Origin of the sequence: Kitasatospora sp. NPDC048722 (assembly GCF_040650235.1) — a bacterium.
Lineage (GTDB): Bacteria > Actinomycetota > Actinomycetes > Streptomycetales > Streptomycetaceae > Kitasatospora.
Map to the genome: position 1 here is coordinate 49,326 of NZ_JBEZGX010000048.1, position 25,339 is coordinate 74,664.

Below are 25,339 nucleotides of genomic sequence, written 5' to 3' on the forward strand. Positions count from 1 at the left end.
GCCGGCGAGGGGCCACCGCGACCGGATCCGCCGTCAGGCCGGCTGCAGGGCGCGGCCGTCGGCAGACCGCGGGTGCGGCCACCGTACCGTGAAGTGCCGCAGGCGTACGCATGTTCGCTGACCAGGTTCAATGAGAGAAATCCCCCACGGTTGCGGACACATGCAGGGGTGGCAAAAGGGGGGTCAGGCCTTGATAAGTTCACCCCCATGACCACCGAGGCCCTGCGGCGACTCAACGACTCCGAGCACGGCGAGATCTGGAACCGTTTCCAGGCCGCGTTCGACTTCCGACCCGACACGTCCGTCATTCCCGGCATCTCGGAGCCCGCGTCCTCGGTGACGTGGAGCCTCGACGCGCTGGACGACGACCCGGGGTACCGGAAGCTCGACCGGCTCGTCGGCGTGGTGCAGGACGGGCTCGCGCGATGTTGCCCGCCCGGCGAGGCGCTCTGGCTCCTCGACCAGCCGCACACGTCCTACCGGCTGCGCCCGGACCTCGTGCCGGACGGCGCGTCCACGCCGCGCGTCGTCGAGGGACGGCCGTGGCAGGGGTGGCCGCTGAGCCCGTACCCGGACGGGAACCACTCCGTGCAGCTCGCCGAGGACTTCCGCTTCGGCGTCTTCGGACACCCGTCGGAGAAGTCCATCTGCGTCTTCGGCGCCGATCTGCTCGACGCGATCGCCGACGAGGTCGCCGGGCTGCTCCCGCACGTCATCCGCCGGGACGGCGAGCCCGTCGGCTGACGGGTTCCGTTTCCCCAGGTGGGATACCCTGCCCGCCGGAATCCAGGGCGAACAGGGGAGCACCATGGGACAAGCGTCGACCGGCCACGCCTCGGACGGGCTCAGGCGGCGGCTCGGCACGTTCGACGCCGTCGTGATCGGCCTCGGCTCGATGATCGGGGCGGGCATCTTCGCCGCCCTCGCTCCGGCCGCCGGTGCGGCGGGGTCCGGACTGCTGCCCGGGCTCGCGCTCGCGGCCGTGGTGGCGTACTGCAACGCCACGTCGTCGGCGCGGCTGGCCGCCCGCTACCCGCAGTCCGGCGGGACGTACGTGTACGGGCGGGAGCGACTGGGCGAGTTCTGGGGCTACCTGGCCGGGTGGGGATTCGTCGTCGGCAAGACCGCGTCGTGCGCGGCGATGGCGCTGACGGTGGGCGGCTACGTCTGGCCGGGGCAGGAGCACGCCGTGGCAGTGGCGGCCGTCGTGGCGCTCACGGCGGTGAACTACGGCGGCGTGCAGAAGTCCGCGTGGTTCACCCGGGCGGTCGTCGCCGTGGTGCTCGCGGTGCTCGCGGCGGTCGTCGTGGCGACCCTGACATCGGGTGATGCGGATGCGGCCCGGCTCGGCCTCGGCGCGGACGCGTCGCTCCACGGGGTGGTGCAGGCCGCGGGCCTGCTGTTCTTCGCCTTCGCAGGCTACGCCCGGATCGCCACCCTCGGGGAGGAGGTCCGCGACCCCGCCCGCACGATCCCCCGGGCGATCCCGCTCGCCCTCGGCATCACGCTCGTCGTCTACGCGCTGGTCGCGGCCGCCGTCCTGGCGGTGCTCGGGCCCGAACGGCTGGCCGCCGCCGGTGCGCCGCTCTCGGAGGCGGTGCGGGCGGCCGGAGCCGCGTGGCTGGCCCCGGTGGTGCGGGCCGGTGCGGCAGTGGCGGCGCTCGGCTCGCTGCTGGCGCTGATCCTCGGGGTCTCCCGGACGACGCTCGCGATGGCCCGCGACCGCCACCTGCCGCACGCCCTGGCCGCGGTCCACCCGCGCTTCGGGGTGCCGCACCGGGCGGAGCTCGCGGTGGGGTCCGTGGTGGCGGTCTTCGCGGCGACGGCGGACCTGCGCGGGGCGATCGGCTTCTCGTCCTTCGGCGTGCTCGCCTACTACGCGATCGCGAACGCGTCCGCCTGGACGCTGACCAGGGCCGAAGGCCGCCCGCCGCGCGCCGTCCCGGTGCTCGGCCTCGCGGGCTGCCTGGTGCTGGCGTTCGCGCTGCCGCCGTCATCGGTGGCCGCCGGCGCCGCCGTCCTCGCGGTCGGCGCCGGGGCCTACGCCGTGGGGGCTACCCGACGGCGCCGGTGAGCACCTTGGCGAGGAAGGCGTCGAGGTTGCCCACCGTGCGGGCGATCTGCTCCTCCACCGGCAGCGACTCGTTGGGGCGCGTCACCAGCGTCGACTTCTTCAGCCCGCGCACGTACAGCGAGCAGGCCAGGTCGGCGCAGATGTAGCTGCCGACGGAGTTGCCCTCGCGCCCGGCGGCGCCGGCCCGGCGGGCGGCCAGCAGCGCGACGCCGGAACCGGCGTGGGCGGTGACGCACAACGAGCACACGTTGCTCTTGGTGAGGCTGCGGCGCACCGACGGCACCCGCAGGGTGACGCCGACGAGCTCGCCGCCGTGGTGGGCCACCAGGTAGGCGCGGTCGGGCGCGCCGGGATCCCGCCAGCCGAGGAAGTCCAGCTGCTCCCAAGGGAGTTCGGCCAGCCCCCGGGGGAGGTTGAGCCGGCGGGCCTCGCCCTTGGAACAGTTGACGAAGGATCCGCGGATCTCGTTCTCGTTCAGGGGGTGCATGAGGCGGAAGCTAACACCCGTACGCGCACGATGTCGCGGCAATTTCCGGTGCGCGGGCGTGGGGTGACCCGTTTCCCCTCCCGTTCCACGGTATACCGCACGGGGGATCTTGCCGCAAGGCCCCCATATCGGGCGAAGATGGACCTCCGCGTGACGGGACGCGGCGGACGGACGGGAAGTGACGAACATGCGGGTGCTGTTGTCCACGATCGGCTCGCGCGGCGAGGCGCAACCGGTGGTCGCTCTGGCGCTGCGGTTGCTGGAGCTGGGCCAGGAGGCCGTGGTGTGCGCGCCGCCCGACTTCGAGGAGTGGGCGCGGTCGCTGGGGATCGAGTACGTACCGGTGGGCCCGCTGCTCCACGGGACGGCGAAGCGGCCGGCCGGGTACGTGCCCACGCCCGAGCAACGGCGGCGGATGATCGAGAGCACGGTGGCGGACCAGTTCAAGGCCGTGGGCACGGCGGCCGACGGGTGCGACGTGATCGTGGGCGGCGGCGCGCTGGCCGTAGCGGCGCGCTCGGTCGCCGAACAGCGGGGCGCCGGCTACGTCTACGCCGCGTTCGCGCCCATCACGCTGCCGTCGCCGCACCACGCGCCGCCCGTCTTCGGGATGCTCGGCGAGAAGCCGGCGGACGGGAGCGTCGACAACCGGACGCTGTGGGACCGCGACGCCCAGCGGTGGAACGTCATGTGGGGTGCGGCGCTCAACGTCCAGCGGGAGGCCGTGGGCCTCGGCCCGGTCGGAGACGTCAGCCGGCACATCTTCACCGGCACCCCGTGGCTCGCCGCCGATCCGACGCTGGCGCCCTGGCCGGGGCGGTCGGAACTGGACGTCCGGCAGACCGGGGCGTGGACCCTGGCGGACGACCGCCCGCTCCCTGCCGACCTGACGGCGTTCCTCGGCGCGGGCGAGCCTCCCGTCTATGTCGGCTTCGGCAGCGTCCGCGCCCCCGAGGACGCCGCCCGGACCGTGCTCGCCGCCGCCCGTGTCCTCGGTCGCCGCGTGATCCTCGCCCGGGGCTGGGCGGACCTGGCCGCGGACGTGGCCTCGCCCGACTGCCTGGTGATCGGTGAGGTGAACCAGCAGGCGCTGTTCCGGCGGGTCGCCGCGGTCGTGCACCACGGCGGGGCGGGCACGACGACCGCGGCCGCCGGGGCCGGCGTGCCGCAGGTCGTCGTGCCGCAGATGTTCGATCAGTTCTACTTCGCCCACCGCGTCGAGCAGCTCCACGTCGGCGCGGCGCACCCGGGCGGCGAGCTGACGGCCGACTCCCTCACGTCGGAGCTGCGGCGGGCCCTGGCCCCGCGGACCGTCGAGAACGCCCGCGCTCTGGCGGGCCGGATCCGTACGGACGGGGCACTGGTCGCGGCCCGTCGGCTGATCGACAAGCAGTACTGATCGACAAGCAGTACTGATCGAAAAGCAGCACTGATCCGAGCAGTACCGGATCGAGGAGTACCGGATCGCGGGGGCGTGACGCACCGGCGGCAATCCGCTACCGCGTGCCCCTCTGCGCCCCGGGGAAGGGCGCGGACGGCGTTGACGGCGGGCGCCGCCGGGGCGGAGCGTGAACCGTGGCACCGCGCCCTCCCCCCATCAAGAGGAGCCCCCACCGTGCGTCGAAGAACCTCCGTCCTCACCGGCTGCGCCGCCGCGCTCGCCGCTCTCCTCGGGTCCATCGCTGTCGCCACGCCCGCTGTCGCCACGCCCGCTGTCGCCGCGCCCGCTCTCGTCGCGGCCCCGGACGTCCGCGCCGTGAACCCGCCGTTCGGGACGCAGATGCGCATCCCCCAGTACAACCCCGTTCCGGCGGGCTGGGCGGTGGTCAGCATCAACGCGGCCGTCCACGACAAGCTCATCGAGTACCTCGGCGGCGCTCCCTACGGAGCCAGGGTGGCCGTCCTCGCCAACACCCCCGTGCCGGCCGGGTGGGTGCTCGTCGGGGCCTCGCTCGACGGCCAGACCGCACAGGTCTCCTACCTCGGCGGCGCCGCGCACGGGGCCGGGGCCACCGCCTACGTCGTCTGCTGGATGCCCGGCGGGCGCGTCTACGGCTACCCCGTCCCCGCCGGCTGGACGGTCACCGGCACCGTCACCCAGGGCGCCTGCACCTACCAGTACCTCCGGTACCCGTGAGCCCGCGGACGGCCCCGCCCGCCCGAGGGCGAGGCGGGGCCGCTCGGTGCGGGTTCAGCGGCCGGCGACCACCACCACCTGGGTGGCACGGCCGTCGCCGTCCCGGTCACCGGTGACCGGCAGCGTGCCCGTGTCGCCGTCGCCCCCGTGGAGCGGGATCGCCGGCGCGCCGCCGCAGTCGAACGCGGCCCGGGTGGCGAAGCCCGACTGCGCGTCGTCGCACCGGAGCCAGCGCAGCGTCCCGGAGGTGGGCGCCGGCAGCGGACGGGCCGTCACCGACGCCACCCGTGCGTCGACGCCGTCGACGCGCCCGTCGTAGGCGGCGCCCCGGCCCGGAGAGTGCCCGGCTGGGCGGGGTCGTCCGTGATTCGGTACGGAAGACGAGCCCGGCAGGCCCCGGTCATCGACCGTTGGCACGGGGAAGCCGTACGGACCGCTGTGCGAAGTCGTTCCGAAACGGCCCGTGGCATCGATCGTCGAGGTCTGACGTGCCTGACCCGTCCGGCCGCCGCTTCAGGGGACGGGAGTCCAGCCGGGCGGAGTGAGGGCGGTGTCGGCGAGGATCCGTGTCACCGTGGCGTCCAGCGTGCTGTGTTGGGGAACGACCCGCTCGACGCCTCCCGGCAGGAGGTCCCGGGGCCGGTACCACTCGGCCATGTCGACGGGGGAGAACTCGGCGGACTGCGGGCGGGTGGCGTGGCGGCGCACCGTCTCGTCGAACTCGACGTCCAGGTAGTAGAGACGGGTGCGGCCCCGGTGGCCGGCGGCGAGGCGGGCCAGCATCGGGCCGTAGCGGTCGGCGGCGAGGATGCCCTCCACGACGACGTGGTAGCCGTGGTCGAGCGCGTGCCGGACGACGAGCTCGATGAGGCCGATGTTCGCCCCGCCGGGCACGTCGCGCTCGCGCAGGACGGTCCGGCGCAGGACGTCCTGGGCGACGACGGCGACGCCCCGGCCGTAGGCGGCGCGCAGCCGTGCGGCGACGGTGGACTTGCCCGCGCCGCTCGGCCCGCGCACCACGATCAGCACGGTGTCCGTGGTTCCTGTCACGCCGGTACCGTACCCGCGCGCCTCCTCCCGGACACGGGTCTCAGAGGCCCGGGTACGTCCTCCTGAGGTGGGCGAGGAGCGCCGACGTCGGGGCCGTGCGCGGGCGGTCGGTGGGGTGCACCAGGGCGATCCGGGCGAGGGGGACCGGGGACGTCAGCGGGCGGACGCGCAGGCCGGGGGAGTGGGTCGGGGTCGGGAGGACCGCCACGCCCATGCCGTGGGCGGCCAGTTCGAGGAGGTGGGCCGGGGCGGCGGCCTCGACGGCGATGGCCGGGGTGGCGCCGGCCTCGGCGAAGGCGCGATCCAGTGCGGTGCGCAGGCCGGTGCCGTGCGGGGTGCTGACGAGGGCGTGGCCGGCGAGTTCGGCGACCGGGAGCGGGCCGTCGGCGGCCAGCGGGTGGTCGTGGGGGAGCACGGCGGCGAGCGGGATCTCCAGGACCGGGTGCAGGGCGAGGCCCGCGAGGGTGTCCCAGCCGTCGTCGCCGGGACGGCCGCTCGCGGGGGTGGGGAGTCCGGCGACGGCCAGGTCGAGGCGGCCGGCGCGGAGTTCGGCGAGCAGGTGGCGGGTGGTGTTCTCGGCGAGCGAGAGGTCGATGCCGGGGTGCTCCTTGCGGAACGCGGCGAGCGTCGTGGCGAGGCCCGGCAGCGAGGGCAGGGTGCCGGAGCCGGGGAGCGCCGCGCCGGAGACCGTCCCGAGCCGGACGTGCCCGCGCTGGAGGCCGCCGAACTCCTGGGCCGCGCGCCGCGCTTCCCCGGCCGCGGCCAGGGCGGCCCTGGCGTGCGGGAGGACGGCCTCGCCGGCCGGGGTGAGGCCGACGCGGCGCCCGGAGCGGTCGAGGAGCCGCTGACCGAGGTCCTTTTCCAACTGCCTGATCTGCGCGCTGACGCCGGGTTGGCTCACGTGCAGCAGTTCGGCGGCCCGGGTGAAGCTGCCTTCCCGGGCGACGGTGACGAAGTAGGTGAGCTGCCGGAGTTCCATAACCCACGATTATCCCGGCGAGAAGATCCGGGTCTTGGACGCACGGACGCTCCCGCACGCAGGCTGGGTACATGCAAACCGTGTCACGAGCACAGGACCCCGGGTGGCTGCGCGAGCAGATCGCGGCCGAGCGCAGGGAACTCGCCGACGTGCTCGACTCCTTGACCGTCGGCCAGTGGAACTCGCCGTCGCTGTGCGCCGGTTGGACCGTCCGCGAGGTCGCCGCCCACATGAGCACCGGCTTCCGCCACTCCACCGCCCGGACCCTGCTGGAGACCGTCCGGGTGGGCGGGTCGGTCCACCGCATGGCGGACCGGGTGGCCCGCCGCGACGCCGGCGCCCTGAGCGAGCGGGGGATCGCCGCCGCGCTCCGCGACCATGCGGAGCACCCGTGGCGCCCGCCGCTCGGCGGCCGGATCGCGGGCCTGGCGCACGATGCCGTCCACGGCCTCGACATCACCGTGGCGCTCGGCCTCCGGGCCCGCCTCCCGCTCCCGCGCGCCACCGCCCTGCTCGACGCGATCACCCCGCGCGGCCTGCGCTTCTTCGGTGCGCGCCTCGACGGCGTCCGGCTGCGGGCCGTCGACGCGGACTGGCGGTACGGCGACGGCGCGGACCTCGTCGAGGGCCGGGCCCAGGAGCTGCTGCTCCTCGCCTACGGCCGCCGCGTGCCCGCCGGACTCCTCGCCGGCTCCGGCGCGGCGCGGTTCACCCGGTGACCCGCACCCCCGCCGCGGCCGGCGCCGGTGCGCGAACTCCCGGAAACCGGAAGGGACATGGCGTTATGGTGCGACTGCCACAGCGTCAGTGGACCCGAGAAGAGCCCGAGGAACACCCCGCAGAAGAACGTGAGGTAGGAGCAGTCATGCACCAGCAGGACTTCGTCAGCGCCCCCGCACTGATCCTGAGCGCCCTCGCCGCCGACCCCGCCCGCCGGGCGATCACCACCGCCGACGGCGTGGACGTCACGGCGGGCGACTTCGCGGCCGCCACCTACCGCCTCGCCCGCGAGCTCGCCGACCTCGGCGCGGCACGCGGCGTCACCGTCACCCTGCTGACCGGCAACACCGCCGAGGCGATGAGCGCCCGTTACGCCGCGAGCCTCGCGGGCGCGCGCCTGGTCAGCCTGTACGAGGGCATGAGCGCCCCGACGATGGCCGAGATCGTGGCGAGCGTCGACACCGCCGTGCTGCTCGTCGACGCCGAACGCTTCCCGGTGGCCGAGGAGTTGCTTCCCCTGGTCGACGTCCCGGCGGTCCTCGCGCTGGGGCCGGGCGGTCCCGGCGAGGACGTCGTCGCCGCCTCCGCCGGGCAACCGGCCGAGCCGCCGTCCGTCCACGTCGGCCCGGACGACGACTGGGGCATCCGTCACACCGGTGGCACCACCGGCATCCCCAAGGGCATCCGCAGCCTGCACGGCCCCTACCGGCGCATCTTCGACGCGTCGCCGTACGGGGCAGGCGAGAGGCCCCGTTTCCTCGCGGCCACCTCGATCGCCCACCTCGCGGGGGTGTTCAGCGACCTCGCGCTCTACCACGGCGGTTCGGTCGTCCTGCAGCGCGCGTTCGACCCGGGCGACGTGCTGGCGGCCGTCGAGCGCGAGCGCATCACGGACCTGTGGGTCCTGCCTCCGCTGCTCCACCGGCTGCTCGACCACCCGGCGATCGGCCGCACCGACCTGTCCAGCGTGGCCCGGGTCCTCTACGGCGGCTGCGCGGCCTCGCCGACGCGGATCCGGGAGGCGATCAAGGTGTTCGGCCCGGTGCTGGCGGGCGGCTACGGGCAGTCCGAGGCGCAGAACATCGCCGTCCTCGGCCCGCACGAGCACGACCGCGTCGGGCGCGGCGGCCAGATCTCGGTGGGCCGTCCCCTCCCGGGCGTCGAGGTGGTCATCCGCGCGGCCGACGGCGCCGACCTGCCGGTGGGCGAGCCGGGCGGGATCCACGTGCGCTCGGCCTCCGTCATGGCCGGCTACTGGAAGCGCCCCGACCTGACCGCCGCGGTGCTGCGGGACGGCTGGCTCGACACCGGGGACGTCGGGTACTTCGACGAGGACGGCTACCTCTACCTCGCCGACCGGCTCAAGGACGTGATCATCGTGGTCGGCGGCCACGTCTACCCGTCCGGCGTCGAGGACCTGCTGGTCACCCACCCGGCGATCGCCCAGTGCGCGGTGTTCGGCGTCCGCGACCGCGACGAGGCCGAACACGTCCACGTCGCCGTCGTGCCGGCGCCGGGGCACCGACCGGAGCTCGGCGACGTACGGGAGTTCGTGACGGCGCGCAAGGGGCGGATGTACGCGCCCGAGGCCCTGCACGTGGTGGACGAGATCCCGCTGACGGCGGTCGGCAAGCCGGACAAGAAGCGGCTGCGCGCCGCGGTCTGACGCGTCGGCCGCACAGTGTCCGCAGGGCCGTGTCGGCCGGTGCTACGAGGGCCGGCGACCCGGGCGCCGGCGCCGCCGGCGGGTGCGAGACGTGCAGCCCTGCCGGTGCTCCCGTACGCGTCCCCGCCGACGGGCCGGCTGTCAGGCCCGGTCGAGCCACCGCCAGCCGGCGGTCACGACGGGCTCCGTCGCGTCGGCCAGCATGATCTGCGAGGCCGCCGCCGCAGCTCGGGCCGCGCGGACGACATCCGCAGGCATCCGGCACTCGACCACGGCCTGTTCGAACTCGTCCTCGTCGACCAGGAGGACCGTGCCGTCCGCCAGTCGCGCCAGGTCCAGTTCGAGGTCGACGTAGCTCCAGCCCGATTCGCCGAGAACGGGCGGCGTGCAGACGTCCACGCTGATCCATCGTTCCTTGCGCCACCACCATGCGGCCCACCAGCCGGAGCGGGGAAGCAGCTGCACGTCGCCGGGTACCGTCAGCGACTCGCCGTCGGCCTTGTGGTGGACCTCGCCCTCCGCGCAGAACGGCCAGGTTCCGAACTCGTCGGTGCCGAGGACGCGCGTCCCAGTCCGCCACCGGCCGGGGCTCGGCCGAGCCCCGGCAGCGGCCACTTGCCCTTGCGCACCCGGATCCGTGCGCCCGTTCCGGTGTCCGTCCTCGTCAACGCAGAAAGCCCGTCTCGTCCGTAAAGCCGTCGGTGACAGCCGGCCGGGCTACACGGGGGGTCGAGGGGCGCCCCCGGCGAGTGGGCCCAGCGTGCGCGGGAACCCGAGGGCGGCAACCGGACGGGTCCGTATCACCCCGACACCACGCAGAGGTGACCAAACGTCAATACGTCACAGGATCCGGCCAAGTTGAGCGTATCCGTCCGATGGCTGGAAAGGGCGTGTCCGCATTTCGGACGGAGGTATGGACGCCGCACGCCAGGGGTGATCGGCCGACCGGAGGGCCGGTTTCCCCTGGGCAGCGCGCTGAGGGAGGGCTCGCGGAGCGGATGGGCGGCGCGTGAAGGCCGGTCGGGGCGGTGGCGGGATCGGACCGGCCATCGCTTCGTCCGGAAACGGACCCGGCGGTTGCCGGGTGCGATTCGGTGACCGAGAGTCGTACTGATGAACGAGAAGAGCGATACGCCGTCCCCTCCCCGCCCTCGCCTCCTCGGTCACCGAGACTTCCGGCTCCTGCTCTCGGGCGCCGCCGCGGCCCAGACGGGCAGTCAGGTGACCCTGGTCGCCCTCCCGCTGGTCGCCGTGATGGTGCTGGACGCCAGCCCCTTCCAGGTCGGCCTGCTCACCGCCGCCGAGACCGCCGCCTTCCTGCTGGTCGGCCTGCCCGCAGGGGCCTGGCTCGACCGGATGCGCAAACTGCCCGTGCTGATCCGCGCCGACGTCGTGCGCTGCGTGGCCGTCGGGTCCATCCCGCCGGCCGCCGCGCTCGGCGTGCTGACGATGGCCCAGCTCTACGCCGTCGCGCTGGTCACCGGCGTGGCGACGGTGTTCTTCGACGTCGCCCACCAGTCCTTCCTGCCGGCCGTCCTGCCGCGCGAACACCTCGTCGGCGGCAACGGCGCGCTGGAGACGGTCCGCTCCTCGGCGCAGATCGCCGGGCCCGGACTCGGCGGCGGACTCGTCCAGCTCCTCGGCGCGCCGCTCGCGATCGTCGCCGACGCCTGCGGCTACCTGGCCTCCGCGCTGCTGCTCACCCGGATCCGCGCCGAGGAACCGCAGCCGGAGCCCGTGGCCGGAAAGTCGTTGCGCGCCGAAGTGGGGGAGGGCGTGCGGTTCGTGCTCGGGCACCCGCTGCTGCGGGTCATCGCCGCCGCCACCGCCGTCTCCAACCTGTTCGCCGCCGTGCTGATGGCCGTCCAGACCGTCTTCTGGGTGCGCGTGCTCGACCTCGCGCCCGGCGCCATCGGCGTGCTGCTGTCGGCCTCCGCCGTCGGCGGCCTCGCCGGGGCGCTGTGCGCCGGGCCGCTCGCCCGAGGCGTCGGGCAGGCCCGCCTGATCTGGCTCGCCCCGGTCGTCACCGGCCCCTTCGCCGTGCTCTGGCCGCTGGCCGACGGCGACCTCGGCGTCGTCCTCTTCGGCATCGGATCGGCCGTCGTGCTGTTCGGCGCGGTCGCCTACAACGTCGCCCAGGTGAGCTTCCGCCAGTCCGTCTGCCCGCCCGACCTGCTCGGCCGGATGAACGCCACCATGCGCTTCCTCGTCTGGGGCACGCTGCCGCTCGGAGCGCTCGCCGGGGGCGCCGTCGCCGACGCGGCCGGGCCGCGCACCGCGCTGTGGCTGTGCGCGGCGGGCTTCCTGCTCGTGCCCGTGCCGCTGCTGCTCTCGCCGCTGCTCCGGATGCGCGACCTGCCGACCACCGTGGCGCCGGCTTCGGAGACGGAAGTGGAAACGCCCGACACGGCCGTGAGCCCCACGCCCTGAACCCGTACCGAGACCGAGACCCGGAGACCGGAGACCGTTCCGTGCACGCCAGCAGCACCGCCACCGGTGCCCCCAGCATCACCGCCGCCTACCTCGCCCGCTACCGGGCCGTCGCCGCCGACGCCCCGCAGGCCCTCCTCCCGCTGACCGGCGCCCAGCGGCGCTTCCTGATCACCCGCCGGCTCACCCCCGGCGGCCGCCCGGAGATCGTCCCGGTCTTCTTCGCCTACCCGCGCGGCACCGTCGACCTGCGCAGGCTCCAGCGCGCCGCCACCGCCGTGGCCGCCCGGCACCCCGCACTGTGCGGAGCCTTCGCGAACGTGCGCGCCACGCCCGTGCTGCGCGTCGGCGGACCGTCGGCCGAGGCCGCCCGGGTGGCCGTCGCCCCCGGGGGCTCCGCCCGCGAGGCGCTGCGCCAGGCTCTCCTCGACTGTCCGGCCGACGGACCGGCGCTGCGCCTGCTCGTAGCCGAAGAGCCGGACTTTGACGAGGAGTTGCTGGCCGTCGCGCTCGACCACGCGGCCTGCGACGAGCAGTCGCTCGGCATCGTCACGGCCGAACTCGAGGACGCCTACGCGGCGGACGCCCAACCCGGCAGCGGCCCCGACGAGGCCGCCGTCGCCGACTACCGCGAGGCCGTCGAGCGCCAGCTCGCCGCCGAGGACGCCGCCTCCACCCCCGCCGCCCACGCGCACTGGGGCGAGCGGCTCGGCGGTCTCACCACCACGGAGGCGGGCGCGGCGCACTCCACCGGCATGCTCACCGAACGCGTGCCCGGTGCCGTCCGCGGCTCGGTCTTCCCCGTCCTGCTGGACGCCGTCGCCGTGGCTGCCCACCGCCTGCACGGAACCGGCGGTCCGCTCGGGACCGGCCCCGACCGGAGCCGCCCGCTCGCCCTCGGCTACCCGTGGGGCGGCCGCCCGCCCGGCGCGCCCGCGGCGCTCGGCTGCTTCATCAACACCCTCGTCCACCCGGCGCTCCCGGGCCCGACCCGGGACCTCGACGCGCTCGCCGACAACTGGTGGGACGACCTCGACCACGCCGACACCCCCTTCGACGAGGTCGTCCGCGCCGCCCGCGCGGCCGGCGCCGGCTGGAGCGGCGCCATGGACGGCCTCCTCACCCTCGAAGACCTCCACCGCCGCCCGCCGCTCGCCCTCGCCGGCGTCCCCGGCCGCGAGATCCACCTCGCCGGGCGCCCCCTGCCCGTGCCGCTCGCCGTCTCCGCCTCGCACGGCGACGACCTGCTGGTCCGCCTCGCCTGGGACCGCGAGCGCTTCCCGGACGCCACCGCCGAAGCGGCCTTCGAGGGCCTGCTCGTCGCCCTGCGCCACCACCTCCGGCCGGCCGCCTGATCCAGGCGCCGCCGATCCGCCGACGGCCTCGGGCCGTTCCACGCGAGCTTCCGCAAGGAACCACGAACTCCCCCACGCAGCAGTGCCGTTCGCGCCACCACCCCGGCGCGCCCGGCCGGCCGGGACGGGCCCCCACAATTTGCCCGCCCCGCCACCAGCAGGACGAACACGCCCGCCACCACTAGGGAGTAGCCGCCCATGTTCGCACTCTCCTCCTCGCAGGAGATCGTCTGGCTGCACGAGCAGATGCTGCCCGGCAGTCGCGCCTACAACTTCACCGCCGTCCTCGACCTCTGGGGAACCGTCGACCAGGACGCCCTGCGCGCCGGCCTCGCCGCCGTCGTCGCCCACCACCCGGGCCTGCGCCTGGAGCTGGTCGCCCGCCCGGAAGGCGTACCCGGCCAGCGGGTCGCCGAGGACTGCGAGCCCCGGCTGCGCACCAGCGACTTCTCGGCCGAGGCCGACCCCGAGGCCGCCTTCCGCACCCTGCTCGCCGCCGAGGCCGCCGAGCCGCTGGACACCACCCGGGCCCCGCTGCTGCGGTGGCACCTGGTCCGCGTCGGCGACGACCACCACCGGCTGATCCACGTCGAGCACCACCTGATCCACGACGGCCACTCCTTCGCGATCCTGCTCCGCGACCTGTTCACCGTCTACCGCGCCCACGTCCTCGACGAGCCCTACGAGCTGGCTCAGGCCCCCTCCTACGAGCAGCACGCCCGCACCGCCACCGGCCCGAGCGACGACGCCCTCGCCTTCTGGCTCCGCGAACTGGCCGACGCCCCGCGCGAGGTCACCCTGCCCGGCCTCGCCCGGCCCGGCGCCGTCCGCCGCCACCGCGGCGGCCAGCTGCGCCAGGCCGTCGGCGCCGACCTCGCCGAGCGGCTGCGCGAGCGCAGCAAGTCCGACGGGCACACCCCGTTCAGCACGCTGCTCACCCTGTTCACCGAGCTGCTGCGCCGCCACAGCGGCCACGACGAGATCGTCGTCGGCACCGCCGTCGGCAACCGCCCGGTCGGCTTCGAGGGCACCCTCGGCATGTTCGTCAACACCGTCCCGCTGCGCCTGCGGCTGGACGCGGAGACCTCGGGCACCGACGCCATCGACGAGGTGACGGACGTCCTGCTGCGCGCCCTGCCGTACCAGGACCTGCCCGTCCAGGAGCTGACCCGCCGCCTCGGCCTGCACACCACCGGCGCGGACAACCCGCTGTTCAACGTGATGTTCAGCGCCCACGACGCCTCGCTCCCGGACGTCCGCGTGCCCGGCCTGGAGGTCCTGCTCCACGAGGGCTTCAACACCGGCACCACCCGCTTCGACCTCGACCTCGTGCTGATGCCGGACGACCGCCGCGTCGTCGGCGAGAAGCACGGCGCCGCCGGGATGACCCTGGTGTGGGACTACGACGCCGACCTGTTCGACGAGTCCGACGCCGTGCTGCTCTCCGAGCGCCTCCTGGAGCTCCTGCGCGCCTACCTCGACCGACCGGAGGAGCCCCTGGCGGCCCTGGCCGCCCCCACGACGGAGGCCGCCGAGACCGCCGCCGAGCCCGCGACCCTCGACCCGGCCGCCGCCCACGACCCGACCTCCCCCGCCCTCGTCGCCGGCACCGAGCGGATCACCTACGGCGAGCTCGACCGCCGCGTCTCCGAGCTCGCCGAGCGGCTGCGCGCCGCCGGCGTCGAGCCCGGCCAGCCGGTCGCCGCCGTCCTGCCGCGCGGCGTCGACAGCGTCGTCGCGCTGCTCGCCTGCCTGCGCCACGGCGCCGTGTACGCCCCGCTCTCCTCGGAGGACCCGGCCGCCCGCCTCGGCCTGCTGCTGGAGCGGCTCGCCCCGGCGCTCGTGCTCGCCACCCGCCAGAGCGCGCTCGCCCTGCCCGCCGAGGGCGTCACCCCCGCGCTCCTGGACGGACCGGCCTTCCCCAAGGCCGAACCCGCCGCCGTGCTCGACGGCATCGCGTACGTCATCCACACCTCCGGCTCCACCGGTGTGCCCAAGCCCGTCCTGGTCGGCCGCGAGGCACTGGCCGGCTACGTCGGCGCGATCGCCGCCCGCTACGAGCTCACCGCCGCCGACCGGGTGCTGCTCTTCGCCCGCCCGTCCTTCGACGTGGCCCTGGAGGAAGTGCTGCCCGCGCTCGCCGCCGGCGCCGCCCTCGTCGTGCCGCAGCGCGAAGTGCCCACCGGCCCCGAGCTGGTGGCCGTGCTCGCCGCCCGCGGCGTCACCGTAGCCAACCTGCCCACCAGCTACCTCCTCGCCGTCCGCGAGGACCTCCACGAGGCGCTGCGCGACGGCCGCTGGACGCCCCGCCTGCTCGTCCTCGGCGGCGAGCGGCTGCCCGCCCGCGCCCTCGCGGGCCTCACCGAAGCCACCACGGTCCTCAACGCCTACGGCGTCACCGAGGCCACCGTCACCTCCACCGTCCACCAGGTCGGGCCCGCCGACCTCGACGGCGACGGCGAGGTGCCGCTCGGCGCCGAACTGCCCGGCGTGCGGATGCACGTCCTGGACGCGGCGCTGCGCCCGCTGGCGCCCGGCTGCGTCGGCGAACTCGCCGTCGGCGGGGCGATGCTGGCCGAGGGCTACCTCAACCTTCCCGAGCCCACCGCCGAGCGCTTCCGCGACCTGCCGGGCCTCGGCCGGGTCTACCGCACCGGCGACCGCGGCTACCGCGACCTGACCGGCCGACTGCGCTTCCTCGGCCGCACCGACAACCAGGTCAAGCTGCGCGGATACCGCATCGAGCTGGAGGAGATCGAGGCCGCCGCCTCCGCCGAACTCGGCGGCCGCTCCTGCGCGGTGGTCCTGCACACCGACCCCGAGGCCGGCCCGCGCCTGGTCGGCTTCCTGGAGGGCGCGGAGCGCCCCGACCAGACCGCCCTGCACGCCGCCCTCGCGCAGCGCCTGCCCGGCGGGCTCGTCCCGGCGGCCTGGACCGCCCTGCCCGCGATGCCGACCCTGCCCGGCGGCAAGCCCGACCGCGCCGCCCTCACCCGGCTCGCCGCCGAGGCCACCGCCCCCGAGGAGGCCCCCGCCGCGACCGGCGCGGCCTTCGACGGTCCGGGGCAGGAGCTCGTCGCCGCCGCCTGGCGCGAGGTCCTCGGCCACGACCGGTTCACCGCCGAGTCGCACTTCTTCGAGGTCGGCGGCCACTCGCTGCTCGCCGCCCAGGTCGCCGCCTGGCTGGAGCCGCACCTCGGCACCCGGCCCCCGCTGCGCACCCTCTTCCGCCACCCCGTCCTGGCCGACCAGGCCCGCGCGCTGACCGGAGACGCCAAGTGACATCGACGCCCTCTTCCGTCCTGGAGGACGGTCACCGCGAGCTCGTCGACGCGTTCGAGAGCTTCATCCGCCGCGAACTCGTGCCGCTGGCAGCCGAGTTGCCCGAGACCGCCGACCAGCCCCCGGCCGACCTGCGCGCCTACGTCCGCAAGCGCTCCGCCGCGCTCGGCTTCTACGCGGGCGACTACCCCGAGGAACTCGGCGGCTCGGACATGCCCTTCACCGCCGTCGTCCTGCTCCACCACGCCGCCGGCCGCAGCGGCTGCTCCCTCGCGCCGTACGCCCTCGCCGGCTCCGACGGCCCGAGCCCGCTGCTGCGCAACGGCACGCCCGAGCAGATCGAGCGCCACCTCGTGCCGCTGGTGCGCGGCGAGCAGACCCGCTGCCTCGCCCTCACCGAGCCGCACGCCGGCTCCGACGCGTTCCGGCTCACCACCACCGCCACCCGCACCGGCGACACGTGGGTGCTCAACGGCCGCAAGACCTTCGTCAGCAACGCCGACCGGGCCGGCATCGTCCTGGTCGTCGCCGCCACCGACCTCGGCGACGGCAGCACCGTGGGCGCCACCGCCTTCGTCCTGCCGATGGACCAGCCCGGCCTGCGGATCGGCCAGCGCTACGAGGGCATGTCCGGCGAGCCGCTGTTCGAGCTCCTGCTGGACGGTGTCACCGTCGGGCCCGAGGCCGTCATCGGCGGCGAGGAGGGCATCGGCGCGGCCACCGCGCTCGCCATCGACAGCCTCTCGCGCGGCCGGCTCGTCGTCGCCGCCATGTGCAACGGCGTCGCCGAGTACGCGCTGCGCGCCGGCGTCGAGTACGCCCGCGAGCGGGAGGCCTTCGGCCGGCCCATCGGCGACTACCAGCACGTCCAGGAGCACCTCGTCACCACCCGCGCCGAGGTGGAGGCCTCCAAGCTGCTCACCCTCGCGTGCGCCCGGCTCGTCGACGACGGCACCGAGGCGCCCGAGAACGCGGCCCTCGCCAAGCTCACCGCCTCCGAGACCGCCGTCCGCGCCGTCGACCGCTCGCTCCAGGTCCACGGCGCCACCGGCTGGGTGCGCGGCCACCCGCTGGAGTTCCTCTACCGCTACGTGCGGATGATGACGATCATCGAGGGCACCTCCGAGGTGCAGAAGGTCATCATCGCCCGCTCCATGGGCCTGAACTGACGGACCGTCCTTTGAACCGGGAGACGATGATGGAACTTCTCAGCATCGAGTACGGCCGTCCGCACCAGGACGGCGCGGTCCTCGACCTCTTCACCACCTGGGCACACCGCACGCCGGACGCGCCCGCCCTGATCGACGGCGACCACGCCTGGAGCTACGCCGAACTCGACCGCCTCGCCGACACCGTCGCCGACGCGCTGCGCGAACGCGTGCGCCCCGGCGACCTGGTCGGCGTCTGCCTCGACCACTCGGCCGCGCTGGTCGCCGTCACCCTCGCCACCGCCAGGCTCGGCGGCGTCCACCTGCCGCTCGGCCCGCGCCCCGGCGAACGCCGCCTCCAGGCCGTCGCCGAACAGCTGCGGCCCGCCTGCCTGATCGGCGACCCCGCCCTGCTCCCGACCGGGCACCAGACGGGCGAGCAGCTCAAGCTCGCCCTGCCGACGGAGGGTGCCAACGCGGCCGCCACCGTCATCGCGGCCTTCGCCGGCGACTCCGGGGGCACCAGCGGTGCCGAGATCCCCAAGGGCACCCACTACGCCGTCCTCACCTCCGGCTCCACCGGCACCCCCAAGGCCGTCGCGGTCGGCGAACCCGCCCTCGGCGCACTCCTGCACTGGTACCGGGACCTCACCGGGCTCGGCCCCGGCGAGCGGCACAGCCTGCTCATCGGGGTGGCCTTCGACCCGCACCTCATGGAGCTGTGGGCCACCCTCACCTCCGGCGCCGCCCTCAGCGTCGCCCCCGACGCCGTCCGCTGGGACGCCGGCGCCCTCACCGACTGGTGGCGCGAGGCCGGCATCACCGTCGCCGTGCTGCCCACCCCGCTCGCCGAACCGGTCCTCGACCGGCCCTGGCCCGCCGGGCTCGCCCTGCGGCACCTGACCGTCGGCGGCGACCGGCTGCGCCGAGCCCCCGGCCCGGACGTCACCGCGACCGTCCACAACGCCTACGGCCCGGCCGAGGCCACCGTCACCACCACCGTCCACACCATGGTGCCCGGCGGCGACCACGGCACCGACGCGCCGCCGATCGGCCTGCCGATCCCCGGCGCCGTCGTCCTCGTCACCGACGAGGACGGACGGCCCGTGCCGCGCGGACAGGCGGGGGAGCTGCGCATCGGCGGCCGGGGCCTGGCCGCCGGCTACCTCGACCCCGAACTCACCGCTCGCCGCTTCGTCGGCGCGCCCGAGGCCGCGGAGGGCAGCGACCGGGTCTACCGCACCGGCGACCGCGTCCTGATGCGTGCCGACGGCGTGCTGGAGTTCCTCGGCCGGCTCGACGACCAGGTCAAGGTCAGCGGCGTGCGGATCGAGCCCGCCGAGGTCGAGGCCGCGTTCGAACGCGACGAGCGGGTGCGCCGCGCCGTCGTCGCCGCCGCACCGGCCGCGGCGGGCGGCCACCGGCTGTTCGCCTTCGTCCAGGCGGCCTCCGCCGAGCCGCCGGCGGCCGCAGGCCTGATCGAGGCCGTCCGCCCGTGGCTGCCCGAACAGGCCGTGCCCTCGGTCGTCCGGCTCGTCGACGCCTTCCCGCTGGACGCCAACGGCAAGGTCGACCGCGCCGCGCTGCTCGCGGCGGAGTCTCCTGAGAACGGTGCGAGCGCCGAGGACGGCGCCACCGACACCGAACGCACCGTCCTGCGGCTCTCCCGCGACCTCCTCGGCCGCGCCGACCTCGGACCGCACGACAACTTCCTGGAGGCCGGCGGCAACTCCCTCGCCGCCGCCCGCCTGCTGGCCGCGCTGGAGGACGAGCACGGCGTACGGCTTCGCGCCGCGGCACTGCTGCGCCAGCCCGACCTGCGCGCCGTCGCCCGGCTCGTGGACGAACGGCGCACCGGCGCCGGCGCCACCGCCTGACCGCGACCTCGAAGCCTTGACCCAGGGCGCCCCGGCCCGTCGCCGGGGCGCCCGGAAGGGAACCACCCCATGCCTGCTGCGGACACCGTCCCGGCCCTCGTCGCCCGGCACGCCGCCGAGCGCCCGCACGCGCTCGCCGTGACCGACGGCACCACCGTCCTGACCTACCGCGAACTCGCCGACGCCGCCCGGAAGCTGGCCACCGTGCTGGCCGCCCGCGGGATCGGCCCCGGCCGCGCCGTCGGCCTGCTCTGCGCCCGCTCCACCCGCCTCGTCGTCGCCCAGCTCGCCGTCTGGCAGGCCGGCGGCCACGTCGTCCCGCTCGACCCCGCCTACCCGCGCCCGCGCATCGCCGACATGATCGCCGACGCCGGTGTCGAGCTCACCCTCGGCGACAAGGCGCTGCTCGCCGAGGCCGGCCTGTCCGACGACCGGACCCTCGTCCTCGGCGAGCGCGGCACCGACGAGGAGCCCGCCGCCCGGGCCCTGCCCACCACGGGCCCGGCCGCCACCGCCCTCGTGCTCTTCACCTCCGGCTCCACCGGTCGGCCCAAGGGTGTCCGCATCCCGCACGGCGGCATCGCCGACCTCGTCACCGCACCGGACGGGATCCGGGTCGGGCCCCGCGACCGCGTCCTGTTCCACTCGGCCGTCACCTTCGACGCCTCCACCTTCGAGCTGTGGGCGCCGCTCGCGAACGGCGCCGCCGTGGCCGTCTCACCCGCCGACCGGCCCACCTCCGAGGAACTCGCCGCCGACGTCGAGCGGTTCGGCGTCACCGTGCTCGTGCTCACCACCGCGCTCTTCCACCACCTCGCGGCCCGCCAGTCCCGGATCTTCGGCGTCGTGCGCACCCTCGCCGTCGGCGGCGAAGCGCTCTCGCCCGACCACTCCGCCGCCGTGCTGCGCGCCTTCCCGTGGCTGGAACTCGTCAACGGCTACGGGCCCACCGAGGGCACCACCTTCACCACCCTGCACCGCGTCGACCCGGCCGACTGCACCGGTCCGGTGCCCATCGGCCGCGCCATCGGCGGCGCACGCGTGCTCGTCCTCGACGAGGACCTCGCCCCCGCGCCGGCCGGCACCGTCGGCGAGCTGTGGATCGCCGGCGCCCGCGTCGCCGACGGCTACCTCCACCGGCCCGAGCTCACCGCGGAGCGCTTCCGGGAACTGCCCGGCGTCGGGCGCGCCTACCGCAGCGGCGACCTCGCGGCGCAGCGCCCGGACGGCGTCCTGGAGTTCCACGGCCGCGTCGACCACCAGGTCAAGGTACGCGGCTTCCGGATCGAGCCGGAGGAGGTCGAGCACGCGCTGCTGCAGTTCCCCGAGGTCGCCGAGGTCGCCGTGGTCGTGCGCGGGGCCGGCCGGCCGGAGGCGGCGCTCACCGCGTGCGTCGTGCCCGCCGAGGGCACGCGGCCGCAGGCCGAGAGCCTGCGGGCCCGGCTCGCCGAGCGGCTGCCGTCCCACCTCGTGCCCACCGCGTGGGCCGTCCTGGACGCCCTCCCGCTCACCGGCACCGGCAAGGTCGACCGCCGGGCGCTCGCCGAGGACGCCGCGCCGGCCGCGCCGGCGTCCGTGACGGGGGAGGCCGTCGAGCTGACGCCGATCCAGCAGGTCGTCGCCGAGGCCTGGGAGCGTGCCCTCGGCCGCCGGGTGACCTCGCCGAGCGCCGACTTCCTCGCCGAGGGCGGTCACTCGCTGCTCGCCATGTGGGTCGTCGACGACCTCAGCGGGGACATCGGCGTCGAGCTCTCGCTCGCCGCCTTCCTGGCCGACCCCACCGTCGCGGGCCAGGCCGAACTCCTCGAACGGGCCCTGCGCGATGCGGAAGCCGCAGCCGCGGCCGACGCGGTCACCGACGCGGAAACGCAGGGGGCCGAAGCGCAGGGGGCCGACCGATGAGGGAACGAAGTGAGCGAATCACCAAGGGGCGCGTGCGGGCGCACGCCCCGGCCGAGCGAAGCGAGGTGGGCGCATGAGCGCCGTCGACCAGGCCGACCTGCTGCGGCGCGCCCGCAGCCGCACCCGTCCGGCCGCCGCCGAGCCCGCCCCGGCCGCGGACCCCACCGGCCCCGCCCCGCTCTCGCACGCCCAGCAGCGGATGTGGCTGATGGACCACCTCGGCCAGGGCGGCGCCCTCTACAACGTCCCGCTCGCCACCCGCCTGCGCGGTCCGCTCGACCCCGCCGCGCTCGCCGCCGCCCTCACCGCGCTCACCGAACGGCACGCCGTCCTGCGCACGCACTACGGCAGCCGCGGCGACGAGCCCTACCAGGAGGCCGTCCCGGCCACCCCGGTGCCGCTCCCGGTCGTCGACGCCACCGAGGCGGACGCCCCCGGACTGCTCGCCGCCGAAGCGGCCCGACCGTTCGACCTCACCACCGGGCCGGTCCTGCGCGCCCTGCTGCTGCGGCACGCGCCCGAGGACCACACCTTCCTCCTCACCATCCACCACATCGCCGTCGACGGCGGCTCCCTGCCGATCGTCGGCGCCGAACTCGCCGCCCTCTACGAGGCCGCGCGCGATCAGCGGCCGGCCCAACTCCGGCCGCCCGGACCGGCATACGCCGACCACGCCCGCCGCGAACGCGCCCGCGACGCCGAGCTCACCGCCGCCGCGGACACCCGCGCCGCCCACCTGGCCGGTGCCCGCCCGCTGCCGCTCCTGCGGCCCGTCCCGCCCGGCGCCCGCGAACGCCGCGCCGCCCTGCACAGCTCTCCGCTCGCCCCCGGCACCGTCGACGCGCTGCGCCGCCTCGGCGCCCGGCACGGCGCCACCCTGTTCGGCGTCGTCCTGGCGGCGGCCTTCGCCACGCTGCGCAACGCCTCCGGCGAGAGCGACCTCGTCCTCGGCTGCGCCAGCGGCCACCGCGCCGATCTGCGCAACACCGTCGGCCTGAGCGTCAACACCCTGGCGCTGCGGGCGGACATCGCGGGCGACGCGCCCTTCACCGAGGTCCTCGGGCAGGTCAGGACCGCGCTGCTCGACGCGCAGGAGCACCACGAGGTCCCCTTCGACCTGGTCCTCGAACGCCTTGGTGCCCCGGCCCGCGGCGCGGACGGCATCCCGCTGCTCTCCGTCAGCTGCGACGTCGTCCGCCCCGCCGAGCCGCTCGCACTGCCCGGCCTCGCCGCCGAGAGCATCGAACTCGACCTCGGACTGGCCAAGTTCGGCCTCGCGCTGCTCGTCGAGGACGGCCCGCAGCCGCGCTGCCTGGTCCAGCACGACCGTGATGCCCTCGACGAGGAGACGGCCGGGCGCCTGCTGGCCGCCTTCGCCGAGCTGCTGGGCGCCGTCGCCGCGGACGGGGAGCGCCGCGTCGACGAGCTCCCCGGATCGCGCCTCACGGCGTCCGAACACCCCGCGCTCACCGCGCTGTTGGCCGATCCGCGGGTCGCCGAGGCGACGCTCGCCCGGTCGGCGGACGGGCCGCTGCTCGGCTACGCCGTCGTGCGCGGACCGGTCGCGCCCAGTGGGGGCGAGCTCAAGTCGCTCCTGCGCCGGGCCGTGCGGGAGGACGAACTCCCCTCCGCGGTCGTCCTGTTGGACCGACTGCCCCGCCTGCCCGACGGCACGCCGGACCACACCCGCCTGCCCGGCGCGGCCCGTCCGGCGGCCGACGAGCCAGGCCCGCTGGCCGCCGTCCGCGCGGCCTTCGGTGAACTGCTGGGCACCGTCCCGCCCGCCGACGGCGACTTCTTCGCCCTCGGCGGCCACTCCCTCGTCGCCGTCCGGCTCGCCGAGCGCCTGCGCACCCGGACGGGCCTGCCGCTCACCGGCCTCGACATCCTGGAGCAGCGCACCCCGCGGGCCCTCGCCGGACTCCTCGCCGCCCGTGGAGACGAGCGCCGCGCCGCCCTCGCCCGCACGGGCGCCCCCGTCACACGGGCCAGGGCCGGCACGGTCCTGGTCACCGGCGCCACCGGCGGGGTCGGCGCGGCCGTGCTCCAGGAACTGATGGCCCAGGGCCGCCCGGTGCGGGCGCTGGTCCGGCCCGAGTCGGCCCACCTCCCGGCCCTCAACGGCGTCGAGGTGGCCGAGGGCGACCTCGCCGACCTCGACAGCCTCCGGCGGGCCGTCGAGGGCGCCGACGCCGTCATCCACGCCGCGTGCACCTTCACCGACCACGCGACCGACGTCGCCGCGATGCGCGCCCTCGTGGACGGCTGGCGCGGCGGACCGTTCGTCTTCGTCAGCAGCATCGACGCCTACGGCCGGCCCGCGGCCGGCGACGTCCCCGAGGGTGCCGAGCCCGGCCCGGGGCTCACCCCGTACGGGCAGGCCAAGCTCGACTGCGAGCGGATCCTCCTCGAAGGCGGCCGGGGCCCGGCGAGCATCGTGCGCGCCCCGATCGTCTGGGGCCCACACCGGCGTCTGCGCGACCAGCTGCGCTGGGGCTCAACCGGCGCCCTCTACCAGGCCGCCCTCGCGGGCGAACCCATCACCGTGCCCGACGGCCCCGAGTGGGCCGGCGCCTGCTGGGTCCATTCGGCCGCCCTCGCCCGGGCGCTCGGCGCGTGCGCGGTGGCCCAGTCGCCCGCGGCCGGACGGATCGTCAACGCCGTCACCGGGCACGTCTCCTGGACGGACTTCACGGCCGAGCTCGTCCGCCTGCTGGGGTCCGCGAGCACGGTCGCACCGGGTCCGGACGCCGACCGGGAGCTCCGACGCCCCTGGCACTACGGCGCGAAGACCCTCGCCGACCTCCTGCGCCCCGAACCGGGCGAGGACTGGCGCACCGTGCTGGCCGCCATGGCCGGCTGACGTCCGGCCGCGCCCCACCGAGCACGAGGCCCCCGGGAGCACCGCCCCCGGGGGCCTCGTCCTTCGCGCTGGTGTGGCGGAACCGGGACACGGCTGATGCACGGCTGTTTCACGGGGATTCCCGGTCCTGTTCGTCCGAACGCCCGTTCCGCGCACATTCGGTGGCCGTTTCCGACAGTCGCTCGAAAGCGGCTTGATGAGGGGTGGAAATGCGTGGTCCGCCGTCGAGCCGGTGTGTTCCCATCGAGGCCGGGGACGGGCACCGGGTGGGTCAACAGGCAGATGTGATAGTGGAGGTGACGGAGCGTCATGGCTGGAAACGGCAGCGTGGTGTGGTCGAGCGAGCAGGGCCTGGGCGGCCTCCCGGAGCACGTCCGGGGATTCGGCCTGATGCACATGGCGATGCGGCGTGACGCGGCCCGCCTGTGCGCGGCGGCGCGGAGCGTACGGCCTGGCGGCGCAAGGGCGCTGGGGGAGTGGTTCGGCCGGTTGCGCGCGGTGATCGACTGGCACCACCACAGCGAGGACGAGATCCTCTGGCCCCACCTGCGCGGGCACGTGCCCGGTTTCGACGGGAGCGGCGCGCTGGAGCAGGACCACGGCGCCCTGGACCGCTCGATGAGCCGGGTGGCGGGCGTCCTGACCACCGGGCGGATCGAGGAACTAGTGGAGGCCGCGCAGGAGTTCGGCGACCTCGTCCGCGACCACCTGCGGCACGAGGAGCGCGTCGCCCTCCCGGTGCTCGCCGCCCTGGGCGTCGCGGAGTACGGCCGGGTCGAGCGGCGGATCATCGGGAGCGCCCCCGCCCAGGTGATGACCTACCTGCAGCCGTGGATGTTCGACGGCGCGGACGCGGCCTCGGCGGCCGCCGTCGCGGCGACCATCCCGGCGCCGGTGCGGCTGCTGGGCCGCACCGTCCTGGAACGCCGCTACCGGCGCACCCTGGCCCCGGTCCTGTGACCGGTCACCGCACCATCCGCGTCCCGAGGGAGTACTGATGAGCACCAACCGGACCGCACCACCGTCCACCTTCCACGCCGCCTACGGCGCCCCCGCCGCCCCCGTCGCCGCCCAGGGTCGGGCCGCCGGGCCCGTGCTCGTGGCGGCGACCGTCGCGATGGGCCTGATGGCGGGCCTGTTCTTCGCCTTCGACGTCTCGGTGATGCCGGGCCTGGCGAAGGGTGACGACCGTACCTACGTCACCGCGATGCAGAACATCAACAAGGCGATCGAGAACGGGCTGTTCGGCCTGGTCTTCGTCGGGGCCTTCGCGGCGACGGGCGTCGCCGCCTACCTCCAGCACCGGGCCGGCCGGCGCAGCGCCGCGTTCTGGGCGGCGGCCGCGACGGTCCTGTACGTGGCCGCGCTG

At 75.6% G+C, this 25,339-nt stretch carries 19 protein-coding genes and 1 pseudogene; 15 read left to right on the plus strand and 5 right to left on the minus strand.

The features are described from left to right. Positions 1-207: 207 nt before the first annotated feature. On the plus strand, positions 208-744 hold the full coding sequence (locus AB0C76_RS29985) for a DUF2716 domain-containing protein (RefSeq protein WP_359971588.1): 537 nt from the start codon (positions 208-210) through the stop codon (positions 742-744). Positions 745-808: 64 nt separating this feature from the next. Beyond that, the gene (locus tag AB0C76_RS29990; protein ID WP_359971590.1) at positions 809-2,074 is read left to right on the plus strand and encodes an APC family permease; all 1,266 of its coding nucleotides are present in this window, start codon (positions 809-811) and stop codon (positions 2,072-2,074) included. Here AB0C76_RS29990 and AB0C76_RS29995 read toward each other — a convergent pair. Beyond that, positions 2,055-2,561: an FBP domain-containing protein gene (locus AB0C76_RS29995; RefSeq protein WP_359971592.1), complete on the minus strand. Its 507-nt coding sequence runs from the start codon at positions 2,559-2,561 to the stop codon at positions 2,055-2,057. The two genes, AB0C76_RS29990 and AB0C76_RS29995, sit on opposite strands and share 20 nt — an antisense overlap. Positions 2,562-2,748: 187 nt before the next feature. Between AB0C76_RS29995 and AB0C76_RS30000 the strand changes: the two genes are divergently transcribed. Together AB0C76_RS30000 and AB0C76_RS30005 are read left to right on the plus strand one after the other, a co-directional pair. Next, positions 2,749-3,960 carry a glycosyltransferase gene (locus tag AB0C76_RS30000; protein WP_359971622.1) on the plus strand — a complete coding sequence of 404 codons (1,212 nt, stop codon included), beginning with the start codon at positions 2,749-2,751 and terminating at the stop codon, positions 3,958-3,960. A gap of 216 nt (positions 3,961-4,176) precedes the next feature. Then, complete coding sequence (locus AB0C76_RS30005; RefSeq protein WP_359971594.1) at positions 4,177-4,698, plus strand: hypothetical protein; 522 nt, start codon at positions 4,177-4,179, stop codon at positions 4,696-4,698. Between the two features lie 54 nt (positions 4,699-4,752). Here AB0C76_RS30005 and AB0C76_RS30010 read toward each other — a convergent pair whose 3' ends face one another. The 3 genes from AB0C76_RS30010 to AB0C76_RS30020 form a co-directional block, all read right to left on the minus strand. Beyond that, a complete protein-coding gene (locus AB0C76_RS30010) occupies positions 4,753-4,974 on the minus strand; it encodes a hypothetical protein (RefSeq protein WP_359971596.1) in 222 nt (73 codons plus the stop codon). A gap of 237 nt (positions 4,975-5,211) precedes the next feature. Further along, positions 5,212-5,748, minus strand: coding sequence for a kinase (locus AB0C76_RS30015; protein ID WP_359971598.1), 537 nt, complete (start codon positions 5,746-5,748; stop codon positions 5,212-5,214). Positions 5,749-5,788: 40 nt separating this feature from the next. Beyond that, positions 5,789-6,727, minus strand: coding sequence for a LysR family transcriptional regulator (locus tag AB0C76_RS30020; RefSeq protein ID WP_359971599.1), 939 nt, complete (start codon positions 6,725-6,727; stop codon positions 5,789-5,791). Positions 6,728-6,807: 80 nt separating this feature from the next. Between AB0C76_RS30020 and AB0C76_RS30025 the strand changes: the two genes are divergently transcribed. Both AB0C76_RS30025 and AB0C76_RS30030 read left to right on the plus strand, forming a co-directional pair. Then, a complete protein-coding gene (locus AB0C76_RS30025) occupies positions 6,808-7,446 on the plus strand; it encodes a maleylpyruvate isomerase family mycothiol-dependent enzyme (RefSeq protein ID WP_359971601.1) in 639 nt (212 codons plus the stop codon). A gap of 146 nt (positions 7,447-7,592) precedes the next feature. Beyond that, on the plus strand, positions 7,593-9,113 hold the full coding sequence (locus AB0C76_RS30030) for an AMP-binding protein (protein WP_359971602.1): 1,521 nt from the start codon (positions 7,593-7,595) through the stop codon (positions 9,111-9,113). A 141-nt stretch (positions 9,114-9,254) separates the two neighbouring features. On the opposite strand, the gene AB0C76_RS30035 is transcribed toward AB0C76_RS30030, so the two are convergent. Further along, positions 9,255-9,728 (minus strand): DUF402 domain-containing protein, encoded by a 474-nt coding sequence (locus tag AB0C76_RS30035; RefSeq protein ID WP_359971604.1) that lies wholly within the window; start codon positions 9,726-9,728, stop codon positions 9,255-9,257. Positions 9,729-10,226: 498 nt separating this feature from the next. Here AB0C76_RS30035 and AB0C76_RS30040 point away from each other — a divergent pair, with 498 nt between their 5' ends. The 9 genes and pseudogenes from AB0C76_RS30040 to AB0C76_RS30080 all read left to right on the plus strand — a co-directional run. Beyond that, a complete protein-coding gene (locus tag AB0C76_RS30040) occupies positions 10,227-11,543 on the plus strand; it encodes an MFS transporter (protein WP_359971606.1) in 1,317 nt (438 codons plus the stop codon). 41 nt (positions 11,544-11,584) lie between these two features. Beyond that, a complete protein-coding gene (locus AB0C76_RS30045) occupies positions 11,585-12,898 on the plus strand; it encodes a non-ribosomal peptide synthetase (RefSeq protein WP_359971608.1) in 1,314 nt (437 codons plus the stop codon). Positions 12,899-13,096: 198 nt separating this feature from the next. Next, entirely contained in the window at positions 13,097-16,180 is a 3,084-nt protein-coding gene (locus tag AB0C76_RS30050; RefSeq protein WP_359971610.1) for an amino acid adenylation domain-containing protein, read from the plus strand. Next, a complete protein-coding gene (locus AB0C76_RS30055; protein WP_359971612.1) occupies positions 16,177-17,349 on the plus strand; it encodes an acyl-CoA dehydrogenase family protein in 1,173 nt (390 codons plus the stop codon). Before AB0C76_RS30050 ends, AB0C76_RS30055 begins: the two co-directional genes overlap by 4 nt. A gap of 26 nt (positions 17,350-17,375) precedes the next feature. Next, on the plus strand, positions 17,376-19,205 hold the full coding sequence (locus AB0C76_RS30060) for an amino acid adenylation domain-containing protein (RefSeq protein WP_359971614.1): 1,830 nt from the start codon (positions 17,376-17,378) through the stop codon (positions 19,203-19,205). Between the two features lie 69 nt (positions 19,206-19,274). Then, positions 19,275-21,107 carry a non-ribosomal peptide synthetase gene (locus tag AB0C76_RS30065; RefSeq protein WP_359971616.1) on the plus strand — a complete coding sequence of 611 codons (1,833 nt, stop codon included), beginning with the start codon at positions 19,275-19,277 and terminating at the stop codon, positions 21,105-21,107. Positions 21,108-21,180: 73 nt separating this feature from the next. After that, entirely contained in the window at positions 21,181-23,970 is a 2,790-nt protein-coding gene (locus AB0C76_RS30070; RefSeq protein WP_359971618.1) for a condensation domain-containing protein, read from the plus strand. A 309-nt stretch (positions 23,971-24,279) separates the two neighbouring features. Continuing rightward, positions 24,280-24,930 carry a hemerythrin domain-containing protein gene (locus tag AB0C76_RS30075; RefSeq protein WP_359971620.1) on the plus strand — a complete coding sequence of 217 codons (651 nt, stop codon included), beginning with the start codon at positions 24,280-24,282 and terminating at the stop codon, positions 24,928-24,930. A gap of 37 nt (positions 24,931-24,967) precedes the next feature. Further along, positions 24,968-25,339, plus strand: a pseudogene (locus AB0C76_RS30080) (DUF1772 domain-containing protein); the annotation flags it as partial.